Source organism: Blastomonas sp. CCH1-A6 (genome assembly GCF_001556365.1).
GTDB lineage: Bacteria > Pseudomonadota > Alphaproteobacteria > Sphingomonadales > Sphingomonadaceae > Blastomonas > Blastomonas ursincola.
In genome coordinates this window covers 1-14025 of sequence record NZ_LSIS01000427.1, presented here as the reverse complement: position 1 = coordinate 14025, position 14025 = coordinate 1, and the positions used below count along the sequence as shown (strand labels likewise).

Below are 14025 nucleotides of genomic sequence, written 5' to 3'. Positions count from 1 at the left end.
GCATGTCTCAATCGGCGACCATCTACGCGGAGGGGATCGTCTTTCATTCCACTGCCGGCCATGGCGGCTTCAAGCTCGACCGGGCACGCAATGCGGGGATGGATCCCGCGTTGCGACTATCTGGCGGCTGGTATGAAGAAGACGCCGAATGGGCGCTCGTCGCCGCAGGTTACCCGGACCTGTTCACCTACCGCGAACAGGCAATGGCAGACAGAGCGATGCGCGATTGGTATCCCGATGCTTGGGAGGCCGTCCATGGCCGCACGTTGTCAGCGGCGGAATCATTCACTCGCGACCGCCAGCAGTTTGCCCGCCGCCACGAAAAGGACTGGGTGGTGATTTCTGCCGTTCGATCATCCGATCATCCTGGCATGGTAGAGGCGCTGGCCACCGTCGGAGGGGATCGGAATAGCGACGAAACGCGACGATTTCTGGTGTCGGTTGGGGAGTATGCTGCTGGACGGCACGGGTTCGTTATCAATCCTTCGGCGCACCCTGAGATGGTACGGTCCTCCAGCATCCTATCGGGTTGTCGATTGGCTGGAATGTCAGAGTGACACAATCTTCAGACACCATTCCTGGCCGCGCTTACTCGGAAAAAACTATGCCAAAGCAGCCACTTTAGCGGTCAGATAATCATGGTAACCTTGAAGCAGCGAAAGATCTGCGGCCGCTGCGCTTGCCATGAGCTTTTCACATTCTGACCGGGCTTTCGTCAATGTCGTCCACTTGACCCCGCTGTCATCCGGAGCGGCGATCCGCGAATAGATATGCGCAGAGATTTCTTGTTGGCAGACGAGCGGCAAACAGTTTGGATCGTGGGCAAAAATGAGACGCTTGGCCAAGAAGCCAAACTTGGGATTTTGAAATTGACTGGCCAGCGTATGGCGGTGTTCCCACGGCATCGCATGAAATTGCGTCATCAGCTGCTCATCAGCATTTCCTGCAAACCCCTCATAGATTTGCTTTTCAACGTGTTCGTTGGGCCCATACACAGTTTTGGTAGCCTCATACGCGGCCAGCAAACGGGTTTTGAGTGCGTCGTCGCTGCGAAGATCACTAGCCCGAACCGCAATGTAATCCTGCGTCAGATCACCGAATAGGTGGTCGGGCACATCCTCTAGCGGCGTCATGGTCGGCGCGGCGTTGGCTTTGATTTTGCGAAGCGGCTTTGGTGAGCTGACTACGAGACTTTGCAACTGAGCATCGGTCAGATTGCGAAACTTATCGAGATCGTGTGCCAGGTCGAAACAGACCGAAACATTGGACTGTTCCCTGTCCTGACCAATCCGCAATACCGGCATATGCTTGGGACGGTTGAAGTAGAATTCCGTCAGGAGGAATGGCTCATCTTCATCCAAAAACTCGGCGGCCGCGGCTCTTTGCGTGAACCGCAAAAAACGATTCCACAGATCGCCAGCGCCGTCCCGAACAAGGCGGCACATGTGAATCGTAGCCTCTACATCCGACAATGCATCATGGGCATTGTCATGAGCAAAGCCGTTAGCGGGTGCGAGTTGGTCGAGCTTGAAAACTGGCTTGCCGTTGCCACCATAGGGAACGGTCACACAATCTGGTTCAAATTCAGTACAGGCTTGAACGAGGGGCAACACGTCACCCCGGCAATTACCGTCGCGATTGGTCAGATATGGATTGTGCAGAGTTTGGTAGAAGGCTTGGCGCATGAGCTCTTCGTCAAACCGCAGACTGTTGTAGCCAAGAAAAATGGCCGGCGACCATTCGGCCAGCTTGCTGCGAACGGCTCTGACCATCTCGTAGTGCGATGGCGTGGCGGGATCGTGCAGCCGATCGATGGTCATTTTGGTGACACGAAGTGCGCCTGGAGCTGGAACAATGAACGGCAGGAGCCGAGAACGTACCTCAAAGCGTTCCAGGATGTTCAGGTCTTCGTCGGTCCTGATTGCCGCAAATTGCAAAATCTGATCGAAGGAGGTGTCAATGCCAGTCGTCTCGGTATCGTAAAAGACAAACCCCATGCGCCGCTCCGCAGTCAGCTAGATGTATGAGGAGAGTCTATTTTGCAACGCTGTCACGCTCACCCGAAAACGCTTGGCGAGCGCCTTCATACCAACCTCATCGTCAATATCTAGGCTTTCAATTCCTTCGATTTGACTGATAAATTGCTTTGGCATCAGGAGTTCCGAGGCAAACGCATTAGCCTGTACCTCAACCCGGTCAGTCCCTTGAGTCGCCAACTCGCCGCGCCAGAGCGTAAAGCCTTTGTCTACATGCACCGTGCCATCAATCAGTTCGCGGTGCATGATGTGGTGCCCCAGTTCATGGGCGATGGTGAACCGTTGGCGATTGGGATGGTGGAGCGCATTGACCCCGATCACTGACACGCCGTCTTTGATGAGCGCCATGCCCGAAAGCTCCTGATCGAGCGGCGAAAAGCGCACGGCTATGCCGAGACTTTTTGCAATTTTCTCGACTGGCACCGGTAGCGCCGTCACAGCGTATTCTGTCAGGATACGCTGCGCGTGGTCACGAGCAATTTGAGCTGGGCTGGTCACTAGGAATCGTCCGAAGCAGCAAGCGTTGTGCCGTTGCCAAACATGCCCATCAGCGCATCGCTCACCTGAGCTTTTTGACGCTCTGAAATGTCACTGCGCGAAATGGGGACAACCATATCGTTTTCGCCACGCACTAGCGACTTGGGCAAAAGTTGCATGATCGACGGCAGCTTCAGGGCTTCCGCAAACAGATACACTTGATGCAGCAAAACCTTCTGTCGACCGGACTCAATATTAGCGATTGAGGCGCGGGAAATGCCCACCTTCACAGCAACTTGTGCTTGTGTGAGGCCAATGGCTTTTCGCCTTATCGCCACAGCTTCCCCCAACGCCGAATAGATTGACCACTCGTTCATGGCCGTGCCTTTGAACCAATACGCCAGCTATGTCAATCACACAAACATATGTTTGTGTGATTGACATAGAATATGTTTGCATTGACGCTATTTCCAAATCCCGTCATATAGCGAATCGAGGCAAGGGCATCGTGCTCGAGTCCAAGCAGAAAGGAACTGCCATGCAGCTCGAAGGTGCTGTCATTAAGGAACAAGGCCAGACCTTCGCGGTCGTGGTGGTCAAGCGTCATGTCACTGACAATCGGCATGAAGCGTCGTCGGCAATGCAGAGTTTTAGTCGCTGCTTTCCGGGAATGCCGATTGTCCTGATGTCTCAGGATTCTCGCGGGGTGCCGACATATTTCGGTCGCCGCGACATTGCCAATTTTCTTTCTGGGGTGCCGACCAACGCCATCCCTTGGAAGCGTTACACGTTCAACTAAGATCACAGGAGCATTTATGGCCAAGAATACCGGCAACAACTTTCGTCGCGGCGCAGTTACAGCCCGTACCCAATTTGAGCGCCCCGATGGCAACTACCAGAAGCGCAACGAGCGCACTGGCGAGTTTATGAGCGTCAAGAATGGCGGATCGCCGTTCAAGGGCGTCGCCAAAGAACCCGATGGGCGCGACAGCCCCAATTCGTGATACAATTATCGCATGTCTAACCCAACCCCCGTGCCCACCCCGAAGGATGCAATCCGCCTCGAACTTGAGCGGATCGAAGAGGATTGCATCCATTCCGGCAAATCTCACTTCAACGCTCACGAGCGGTGGAGCCGGTTTCATTATTGGCTGGGAATCCCGTCGGTCATTTTAAGTAGCATCGCGGGCTTGGCCTTTTTTAAGGACTACCCCGAAATCGGTGGCGCGATTGCATCGGTGGTTGCCGTCTTGACCGCACTATCGACATTCTTGAAGCCGTTTGAACGTGCCGCATCGCACAAGAGTTCCGGCGATCAATATCTCTCGCTCAGAAATGATGCGCGCGTATTCCGGCAGATTCGGCTTGAAAACGTCTGTGACGACCAGTCGGCGATTGACGGCTTGGATGAGTTCACCAAGCGCAGAAACGAATTGAACCAAGCCAGTCCACAGTTTTCAACCAAGGATTTCAAGGTCGCCCGAGACGGGATCGATGCTGGCGAATCCACTCATGCAGTCGATAAATAATCCTATGACAGTCAACAGTTACCTCACCAATCGTGCCAGCAACGCAATCCTTTCAACCGGCGAACAGGATTCAATAAACCGTTCGGTTGCTACCTTGCAAACGCGCCTCAATTCATATTTTAGTTCCAAACTAAACAGCCATTTTCGTTTTGGTTCTTCTACGCGCGGTACGATTTTGCCTCGCAGCATGGATGGTCATTCCGATATTGATTACATGGTGGTGTTTGCCGAAGGGGGATATACCCCTCAAACCTACCTCAACCGCCTTCGGGCCTTCGTCGATGCCTATTACTCATCGTCAGACATCAAGCAGTCCTCACCGACCATCGTGCTGGAACTCAACCACATCAAATTTGACCTTGTGCCCGCACTTGCCAACATGTGGGGAGGCTACCAGATTCCAGATGGAACAAGCGCGTGGCAAAATACAAACCCTAATGATTTCAATGGCAAGCTGACCGAAAAGAACACTGCTAATCACCACCTCATCAAGCCGACCATCAGGCTCGTGAAGTTTTGGAATGCCCAGAACGGCTATGTCTTTGATTCATACTCGCTGGAAAAATGGATTGTCGATCAATCATATTTCTACATCAGCACCCAGCGTGACTACCTGCTTGAAACATTCGAAAAATTGGCAACGCCAACCGATACGCAATGGCGAAAAGACAAGGTTGAGCGCGCCAAGAAGATTGTGGCTGAGGTTCGCAGGCTTGAGCGCGAGAATATGCCTGTTTCCGCTGAGCTTGAGATCAAAAAACTCATCCCGGAGTAATGGCGGATCGGCTCATTCCAATTAACTGACCAATATGCATCAGGCTGTAATCGAGTGAGAGGCTAGCCGGGAGCGGGCGAACCGCCCGGGTTTGAGAGAGAGTGTCCGGGCGTGATCCGCCCTTTCTGCTCTCCCGGAGATCCCACCAATGGCCCACATCCTTACGGACGCAGCGCTTGGCGCTGCGTCGCTCGCCACGCATTGCGCATTTGACGCGCGTGCGCGTGCGCTGCTGACCGCAGTAACCTCGCTTCTACCCCTGCTCGAAATCGGGCGGCCCGTTGAATCCGCCTGTTTGCGCGAGGCAATGACGGCAGCCTTTGGCGGCACCGATGCTGAAGGCGCATGGGATTGGAAGAGTGCCTATGATGCCTGTGAGGTTGCACAAATCCTTTTCCTGCGCCGTTTTGGCCCGGCAATCTTGTCACGCGGTGGCCCTCGATCTCGCTCCCTTGCGCTGATCGAACGAGTTTCGGCTCTCTTGCCGACCCACACCCGGCGCTCTGAAACCAGCCAGGCCTTGCAACAATATTCGACGCCTGCGGGTCTATCGTTCGTGGCCGTTGTCGCTGCTTCGATTGGCGCGGGCGAAACTGTGCTCGAACCTTCTGCTGGCACAGGCATGTTGGCGATCCAGGCCGAACTGGCAGGTGCTAAGCTTGTGCTGAATGAACTCGCTGAAGGCAGGGCAGCGCTGCTGTCGCACTTGTTCTCGGGCGTGGCTGTCAGCAGACATGACGCCGCGTCGATTGATGATCGCATGCCCATTTCGGCACGCCCGAGTGTCATCCTGATGAACCCGCCGTTTTCGGCTGTCGCGCATGTCGACCGGACGATGAAGGACGCCGCGCTTCGCCACATCGCTTCCGCCCTGGCCCGGCTCGAGCATGGGGGCCGGCTGGTGGTCATTACAGGCGCTGGCTGTGCTCCTGATGCTCCAGCATGGCGCGATGCTTTCATCCGGTTGCAGGGGACCGGACGTGTGGTCTTCACCGCCGCCATCGACGGCAAGGTTTATCGCAAGCACGGCACGACGATCGACACCCGATTGACGGTGATCGACAAGCTGCCCGCTTCCGATCCCACGACCTTCGTTCCGAGCGCAGGAACCGCTCCTGATACCGCGACCTTGCTCAAATGGGTCGAAGCGCAGGTGCCGCCGCGCGGACCGATGGCCCCAATGCCCGGTGCAGGACTGCATTGCGCTTCTTCGCCGTCGCCCGTGAACCGTGCGGTGGCTCGGACTGCCCCGATCAATCCCTTGGTCGATGCCGATGCGCCGGAACTCAGCTATTCGACTGCTGACTGGGCTCCGCCCGAGGGGCAGCTCGGTGACAGCATCTACGAACGATATGGACTTCAATCGGTCATCATTCCCGGCGCATTGCCACACCCGACGCCGCTGGTTCAATCGGCGTCAATGGCCTCGGTGGCATCGCCGAAACCCGCCTATTTTCCGCACTTGCCCAAGCACCTGTTGGCTGACGGCGTGTTGTCCGACGCGCAGCTGGAATCCGTAATCTACGCTGGCGAGGCCCATTCCGGGCATCTGGCAGGGGCCTGGACCGTTGACGAGACATGGGATCTCGTCTCGGCGGCGGCTGAAGAAAACGACGCAGCCATCCGCTTTCGCCGGGGCTGGTTTCTGGGTGACGGCACGGGTGCGGGCAAAGGCCGTCAGGTGGCAGGCATCATCCTCGACAACTGGCTAAAAGGCCGCCGCCGTTCGCTCTGGGTTTCGGTATCGGACCGCCTGCTTGAGGATGCTCAGCGCGACTGGTCGGCTTTGGGGCAGGAACGACTGCTGGTGACACCCTTGTCGCGCTACCGTCAGGGCACGCCCATCAAGCTGGCGGAAGGCATCTTGTTCACGACCTATGCGACCCTGCGTTCGCAGGAGCGTGGCGGCAAGGCGAGCCGGGTCCAGCAGATCGTCGAATGGCTTGGCCGTGACTTTGACGGTGTCATCATCTTTGACGAGGCACACGCCATGGCCAATGCCGCAGGCGGAAAGGGCGTGCGCGGCGATGTTTCAGCCTCGCAGCAGGGCCGGGCGGGCCTGCGATTGCAACATGCCCTGCCCAATGCCCGCATCGTCTATGTCTCGGCCACCGGTGCCACGACGGTGCAGAATCTTGCCTATGCCCAGCGGCTCGGACTGTGGGGCGGCGAAGACTTTCCATTTGCCTCACGTGCCGATTTCGTAGCTGCAATCGAGGATGGCGGCGTCGCAGCCATGGAGGTGCTGGCCCGCGATCTGAAGGCCCTTGGCCTTTATGCCGCCCGTTCCTTGTCATTCGACGGCGTCGAATATGACCTGCTCGAGCACCAACTGACCCCTGAGCAAGTGCGGATTTACGATTCCTATGCCGGGGCATTTCAGGTCATTCACGCCCATCTCGATGCGGCGCTCGAAGCATCGGGCGTTACCAGTGCATCCCATGGAACATTGAACGCACAGGCCCGGTCGGCGGCGCGATCAGCGTTCGAGAGCGCCAAGCAGCGTTTCTTCAATCACCTGATCACTGCAATGCAAACGCCAAGTACCATTCAGGCGATGCAGCGCGATCTTGAGGCCGGTCACGCCTGTGTCGTGCAGATCGTATCGACGGGCGAAGCCCTGCAGGAACGCCGTCTTGCCGAAATCCCGACCGACGAATGGGATGACGTTTCCGTGGACATCACGCCGCGTGAATATGTGCTCGACTATCTCGCGCACAGTTTTCCGGTGCAGCTCTATGAGCCCTTCACCGACAGCGAGGGCAATCTCGCCTCGAGGCCTGCCTTTGATGCCGACGGCAATCCTATCCTCAACCGCGAAGCCTGCCGTGCCCGTGATGCGATGTTCGAGCGGCTTGCCGCTTTGCCGCCTGTGCCCGGCGCGCTTGACCAGATTGTCCAGCATTTCGGGAGCGATGCAGTTGCCGAGGTGACCGGACGTTCCCGTCGCATTGTGCCCCGCGCTAGCAGCGATGGTTCGGTGCGCTTCGCCGTCGAAAACCGGCCTGCTTCAGCCAATATTGCTGAAACCCATGCGTTCATGGATGACAAGAAGCACATCCTCGTCTTCTCCGAGGCTGGCGGCACGGGGCGATCCTATCATGCCGACTTGGGCGTGAAGAACCAGCGCCGCCGCGTCCACTACCTGCTCGAAGCAGGCTGGAAGGCCGACACCGCCATCCAGGGCTTTGGCCGCACCAACCGCACGAACCAGAAGCAGCCACCGCTGTTTCGCCCAGTATCGACCGACGTGAAGGCGCAGAAGCGCTTCATCTCGACGATCGCCCGAAGGCTCGACAGTCTTGGAGCGATCACGCGCGGCCAGCGGCAAACCGGCGGCCAGAACATGTTCAGCGCCAGCGACAATCTGGAATCCTACTATGCCCGCGATGCCCTGCGCCAGCTTTACCAACTGTTGGTGCGCGGCAAGATCGATGGCTGTTCGCTCGGGCAATTCGAAACAGCCACCGGCCTGTCGCTACTCAACAGTGACGGCGGGCTCAAGGACGAGCTTCCGCCCATCACGACCTTCCTCAACCGGATGCTGGCGCTCACCATTTCCATGCAGAACATCCTGTTCGAGGCCTTCGAGGGCCTGCTGACGGCCCGGGTCGAAGGCGCAATCGCCAGCGGCACCTATGAAATGGGCCTCGAAACCCTGCGCGCCGAGAGCTTCTCGGTCTCCGACCGCAAGACTATCTACACCCATCCCGGCACCGGTGCGGTTACCCACCTCCTGACCATCGAACGCAAAGACCGGATCGAGCCGGTTGTGCTCGAGCGGGCGCTTGCCATGGCGGTGGATCGCGACGCCGAACTGGTGATCAACACCCGCTCCGGGCGCGCGGCAGTCAAATTGCGCGCGCGCAGTCTGATCGACGATGATGGGGGCATTCACCCGCGCATCCGCCTCGTCCGGCCTTTGGAGGCGACCAATATCCTCGCCGAGGTGTTCGCGACCAGTCATTGGGAGCCGGTGGACCGTGAGCGGTTCAGCGAAGCCTGGCAGGCCGAACTTGCCGACTTGCCCGAGTTTGAAACCTCGACCCTGCACATGGTTTCAGGCCTGCTGCTGCCGATCTGGCGGCAGCTCCCCAATGAATCGACCCGCGTCTACCGCCTGCAAACCGATGCTGGCGAGCGCGTCATCGGCCGCAAGGTTTCGCCCGCCTGGGTCGCCACGGTGATTGAGCAGGACACGGCGTCCGTCGTGCCCGCCGATGCTTGGGCGATGCTGTGTGCTGGAGATGCCAAACTGCATCTGGCCGAAGATCAGACGCTCGCCCGCGTCCGCGCCATGAATGATTGGCGGATCGAACTGACCGGTTTCAGTGATCTTGGCGTCGAGCGATTGAAGGCAATGGGCTTGATCTCCGAGATCGTCTCGTGGAAACTCAAGCTCTACATACCGACAGGGGCTGTCGGGGTGGATGTGCTCGCCAAGCTGCTGGACCGGTTTCCGATTCAGCGGATCGCGGCACGCAAAGCCGCCTGAAGGAGCCCCGCATGGATAGTCCCGCCACCGATATCGCCCGCCGCCTTGCGGCCTCAGCCGAGGCAGTCTGCCGCCGTTACCTGTCCAATGGTCGCCGTGAAGGCCGCTACTGGCTAGTTGGCGATGTTCACAATTCTCCGGGTCGCAGTCTCTACGTCCGATTGTCTGCAACAACCGAGAGCCGGGGAGGCGCGGGCAAATGGACAGACGCGCAAAGCGGCGACCATGGCGATCTACTCGACATCATCGCCGCGAGTTGCGCCCACCGGACCATGCGCGAGACGCTCGACGAAGCCCGCATGTTCTTGAGCCTGCCGCCGCCTAATAAGTCCCAACCCCGAAACGCGACCATACGCAAAGCACCGACCGGCACACCAGAAGCGGCACGGCGCCTATGGGCCGCTTCAAAGCCGATCACGAACAGCATTGCAGCCCGTTATCTCGGTCGCCGGTCGATCACCGATCTGTCAGGCATAGATCAGCTGCGTTTCCATCCGCGCTGCTACTATCGGCCTGCTGAAGATGATGTCCCTGGTGTGCGGGAGGCATGGCCCGCCATGATCGCAGCAGTCACCGACAATGCGGGCACTATCACGGGGGTTCACCGCACTTGGCTTGATCCGCAATCCCACGACAAAGCCGCTGTCGCATATCCACGACGCGCCATGGGGCACTTGCTCGGCTCGGGCGTCCGGTTCGGCAAAGCGGACGGTGTCATGGTTGCCGGTGAAGGCCTAGAAACCCTGCTGTCGCTGCGACAGGTGATGCCATCCATGGCGATGATCGCAGGGCTATCGGCCGCCCATCTCGCTGCCATCCAGTTCCCTGCTGCGCTGCACTGCCTCTATGTCGCGCGCGATGATGATCCAGCCGGGGCAACGGCATTGTCGACCTTGACCGAGCGATGCGAACCGTTAGGCATTGCGGTCATACCGCTTGAACCCCGGCTCGACGATTTCAACAGCGACCTTACAGCCTATGGTCACGAGCGGTTGGCAGCGGCCATTCGGGTGCAGCTCAGCGCCGCCGATGCCGTGCGGTTTCTCAGACGATGAGCGAAGCTGGCCGGTAAGCGGGGGGTTTTCCGGGGCAGTGGGGCGCATGGCCACCTCTCCCGGTCCTTGAAGGTCGCCACGCCCTCGGCCTTCGGGAGGGGGCGACTGCAGCAGCGAACACGGGCACCGCAATGGCTGCGCTGCGGCTATTTTCCGCCGGGGCTGCGCCCCTTTGCATCGCGAAACAAAATTCCCTTGCTTCGCCATCCTCCGCTGGCGCTCCGGCCGCGCGTTTCCGCGCGGTGCAGACCCGTGCCCGCCGCCGCTGGTCGTCGCCACGAAGGCCGCGAGAGGCGCGGCTCAGGACACGGAGACCATCATGGCAAGCGCCCCAGATCTTCCCCTTGAAGACACCACCCCCGAACTCGGCTCAACCGCCTATCTCCTTCAGGAAATGCAACTCTACGGCTATCGGCCCTTCGAAGACGAACCTGATGGCAGGCCGCTCCCCGATGCCCGCCTTGCCGGTGGCGCAGTCGCAGACATGTTCGACGGGCTTGTCTCAGCTTTGATCGACACCCGCATTGAACCCGATCTCGAAGACCTGCTCTGGAACGTAGTCAACATCTTCCACCGCGCCGGCGAGCGGGTCGAACGCGATCTCGACGACAATGAACAGGCGCAAAAACGCCTTCAGCGCGAACAGGATGGCAGCGAAGTGCGCTCGGTCGAACTTGAGCGGCAAATTGCCGAAGGCATCTCCCTCATCGAACGCCGCGACACGATGGAATTCTTCCGCGAAGCCGCCGCCGATCAATTCCGCATCCACGCCCGCAAGGCCTGGACGCCCCGCACCGGATCCCGCGTCAACCGCAAGGCTATGACCTCGGCCATCATCGACAGCCGCGACTTTCTCGACAAACGCGCCAGAGAAAATGCCCGCGTGCTGCTGCCCGAAGGCACCCGTATCGCCTTCACCGGTGGCCCCGACTGCAACGATCACTCGGCAATCTGGGATGTCCTCGACCGGGTTCATGCGCGTCATGCCGACATGGTCCTGCTGCATGGCGCCACGCCAACTGGAGCCGAACGCGCCGCCGCCTGCTGGGCCGATACACGCCGCGTGCCGCAAGTCGCCTTCCGTCCCGACTGGAACCGGCACAAGAAGGCCGCGCCGTTCAAGCGCAACGACCGTATGCTCGAAGCCCTACCAGTAGGTCTGGTCATCTTTCCGGGCACCGGAATTCAGGACAACTTGGCCGATAAGGCGCGCAAAATGGGGATCCCGCTGTGGGATTTCAGGGAGCGCCGGTCAGGGTGATCACTTGAAGTTGGCGAAATTTAACTGGTGGATCACCGGCTTGCCCGCGCAAGTTGCAGCGTGGATTGGCAACGTTCGGAGAAATCACTTTTGATCAAGCTTAGGGTGCGCACGTTGCAGAGACTAGAGCGATGCCGGCATGACTTCCTTGCAGATCCGAAGCGCGCGATCATCCACGCAATAATCGATAGGGCGTTGCCCCCCGAGTTTGGGGTTCGGAGATTTGCACCAGAGATTGGCCCTCACCGGATCTCGCGCGCGTTTGTCGGCCAAGGCCGTCAGCTCCAGGCGATTTTTCTCCAATGCTGCTTGCTGACGAGCTTTGTCTGCCGCTAGCGTTTCGGCTTCAATCCGCTCACTATGCATCCGCGCGAGTTCTGAGGTTGCACGTGCCAGACCTTCATCGGAATCGATCGCAAGGTCGAGCGGTGTCTTTCCATCAAGCTGCGCATTCGCTGTAGTCAGCCAATGTTGCGCTAATTGCCCCAGCACAGACGACGCCTTGTCCTGCATCGTTGAAATCCGGCGATTTCGCTCCACCTCCGCCAATCGAGCAACGCGCTCAGTCTCATTTTGTACCCGGCGCTCGTCCTGCGAGATCGCCTGGCGCTCATACTCCGCCAGCAACGGCAATCCTAATAGGTCATCGGCAAGCCGTCGCCCGCCTACGACCATGTCATATATGGCTTCGTGTAACGCGCGGGCTTCGTCCTCATCATATGAGGTTACGAACCAATCGATCCAAGCTGTGCGATCAAAGTCGGAAGTCTCGTTCGCCGGGACGCTCGACAATATCATATCGACCCAGTCGGTAACTGCCTCCTTCCGCTCTCGCTCCTGCTGCCAGGCTGCTTCCTGCTCCTTGCGGAGATACAAGGCGCTAGTTGATGGCAGCCATTGTTTGCCGAGCACGCGCTTATCGAACATCCAATGCTTATCTTTGAGCCATTTGAGATAACCGTGCACGGTATGCCAAGGATCCTCGAATGTAGGGAAATCCCGGCGCATTCTGTCCGTGGTCTCCTTTGATATCCGGTTTAGTCCTGGCCATATGAGATCTTGAACACATCCAAGGGCATCCTTGGTTTCGAAGGCAATCGGTGTCTCGTTCGCGCTATCCCAGAGGAAGCGGTTTATCACCTGAGCCTGCCAATACGCCGACGGCACTCGAAAGCATGCCGTCCCCTTCGTCGCATAGCCAATTTTTTGAGAAAACCCGCGTTTCATCGCCAATCTATGTTGAGTGATCAGATGCTCATCCGGGTCGCCGCAAGACGATAGAGCGTCGTTCCAAATCCCCACGATCCTTGAGTATTCCGCATCCAGAATCTGTTGTTTTGCCCTAGCTTCGGTGGCTGCCTGCGCCTCCATGTTCTGCTGAGCTTTGGCCGCTCTGGCATTGTGCAGCCATTCCCGAGGCGCAGTTTCGAGGATTGCAAGCTCCCATGCATCACGATTGTCCCAATCCAGCTTAGATAGGTCAATTTCAACCGACGAGATGCCGCGACTCTTAAGCTTTTCCAGCTTGATGGGATCGACCCTATGGCGCACATAAATCTCGACATGCAGGATCTTGCCACTGGCTGTAACGAGAAGCAGGTCAGGTCGGACATTCCCATCCGCCTTTTCGACCAGCACCTCTGAGAATTCATATGTCCTGCGATCGGAGATGGGCTCCGTCCGTCCGGCTGCCTGAGCGCGAACTTCCGGAATCCACAGCCATAGCCTGTCCGCCAACAAAGTCTTGGCGAAGAAGTGTAGTTCGGATTCCGGTGTCGGGCGGCAATTGGTGGGAGCATGATGGGCAAAATGCCAGCGCAACTTAGGGCCTTGCTTGGCCAGAACCAACTGTCCGCATTCAAAGCAGACACATCGGCATTGCAAGCCGTTGGCGACATCCTTGACGTCAGCGCGTCGACCTTCAGCGTCAATAGCCTGCGTAGGGCGCCAATCGTTAGTCATGAAAGGTTAGCTAAGGTGAAAATCTGCATAGCCCTCCCAAACTAGCGCGCGGATTATCAGTAGCAACATCATGTGTTGCATCTCATGTGATAAACGCCTCATCAATGTCCAAACGGTAGGTTGATAGGCAGGATTTCCATTCGTCGTGCCAAAAGCCACCTGCAGATAAATTTCCGAACTTACTCGGTCCCCACATGGGCATCGAAAGTTCAAAGGCAGAGCGATCGTAAGGGTCAGTACCGGCAGCCCCCGCCGACCCATTCGAACATCCGCTGCGCCACTTTTCGCGGCTGTGAAGCTGCCATTCTAGATCTTCAGCCTCCGTCGCGCTTTCCTCGCCGGATTTTTACCGGGTCGGACAGGCTCCGGTCTGCCCAAAATGGGTCACGTCCGTCAATGAGGTGTAATTTGGGGTGTGGTCACCGGGCTGCATGG

At 58.2% G+C, this 14025-nt stretch carries 12 protein-coding genes; 8 read left to right on the top strand and 4 right to left on the bottom strand.

Annotation, left to right across the window (positions count from 1 at the left end):
• The first annotated feature begins 2 nt into the window (after positions 1–2).
• Positions 3–557 (top strand): DUF7007 domain-containing protein, encoded by a 555-nt coding sequence (locus AX735_RS19240; protein WP_231750181.1) that lies wholly within the window; start codon positions 3–5, stop codon positions 555–557.
• A gap of 45 nt (positions 558–602) precedes the next feature.
• Here the strand turns inward: AX735_RS19240 and AX735_RS19235 are convergent, their stop codons facing one another.
• The 3 genes from AX735_RS19235 to AX735_RS19225 are packed head-to-tail and all read right to left on the bottom strand — an operon-like array spanning position 603 to position 2890.
• Positions 603–1997, bottom strand: coding sequence for an exonuclease domain-containing protein (locus AX735_RS19235; RefSeq protein WP_066283640.1), 1395 nt, complete (start codon positions 1995–1997; stop codon positions 603–605).
• 18 nt (positions 1998–2015) lie between these two features.
• On the bottom strand, positions 2016–2534 hold the full coding sequence (locus AX735_RS19230) for an ImmA/IrrE family metallo-endopeptidase (protein WP_013831722.1): 519 nt from the start codon (positions 2532–2534) through the stop codon (positions 2016–2018).
• Positions 2534–2890, bottom strand: a complete 357-nt coding sequence (locus tag AX735_RS19225) for a helix-turn-helix transcriptional regulator (protein ID WP_013831723.1) — start codon at positions 2888–2890, stop codon at positions 2534–2536. The genes AX735_RS19230 and AX735_RS19225 overlap by 1 nt, the downstream gene beginning before the upstream one ends.
• A gap of 161 nt (positions 2891–3051) precedes the next feature.
• Here AX735_RS19225 and AX735_RS19220 point away from each other — a divergent pair, with 161 nt between their 5' ends.
• The 7 genes from AX735_RS19220 to AX735_RS19190 all read left to right on the top strand — a co-directional run bounded on the left by AX735_RS19220 (position 3052) and on the right by AX735_RS19190 (position 11628).
• Positions 3052–3312 (top strand): hypothetical protein, encoded by a 261-nt coding sequence (locus tag AX735_RS19220; protein ID WP_041559193.1) that lies wholly within the window; start codon positions 3052–3054, stop codon positions 3310–3312.
• Positions 3313–3328: 16 nt separating this feature from the next.
• Positions 3329–3517, top strand: coding sequence for a hypothetical protein (locus AX735_RS19215; RefSeq protein WP_041558666.1), 189 nt, complete (start codon positions 3329–3331; stop codon positions 3515–3517).
• Positions 3518–3529: 12 nt separating this feature from the next.
• On the top strand, positions 3530–4042 hold the full coding sequence (locus AX735_RS19210) for an SLATT domain-containing protein (RefSeq protein ID WP_013831725.1): 513 nt from the start codon (positions 3530–3532) through the stop codon (positions 4040–4042).
• A complete protein-coding gene (locus AX735_RS19205; protein ID WP_231750180.1) occupies positions 4008–4817 on the top strand; it encodes an SMODS domain-containing nucleotidyltransferase in 810 nt (269 codons plus the stop codon). The genes AX735_RS19210 and AX735_RS19205 overlap by 35 nt, the downstream gene beginning before the upstream one ends.
• Before the next feature lie 148 nt (positions 4818–4965).
• Entirely contained in the window at positions 4966–9312 is a 4347-nt protein-coding gene (locus AX735_RS19200; protein WP_066283633.1) for a strawberry notch-like NTP hydrolase domain-containing protein, read from the top strand.
• A gap of 11 nt (positions 9313–9323) precedes the next feature.
• Entirely contained in the window at positions 9324–10367 is a 1044-nt protein-coding gene (locus tag AX735_RS19195) for a DUF7146 domain-containing protein (protein ID WP_066283631.1), read from the top strand.
• Between the two features lie 319 nt (positions 10368–10686).
• A complete protein-coding gene (locus tag AX735_RS19190) occupies positions 10687–11628 on the top strand; it encodes a DUF2493 domain-containing protein (RefSeq protein ID WP_066283796.1) in 942 nt (313 codons plus the stop codon).
• Between the two features lie 123 nt (positions 11629–11751).
• Here AX735_RS19190 and AX735_RS19185 read toward each other — a convergent pair whose 3' ends face one another.
• A complete protein-coding gene (locus AX735_RS19185; RefSeq protein ID WP_082751208.1) occupies positions 11752–13590 on the bottom strand; it encodes an MbcA/ParS/Xre antitoxin family protein in 1839 nt (612 codons plus the stop codon).
• Positions 13591–14025 lie beyond the last annotated feature (435 nt).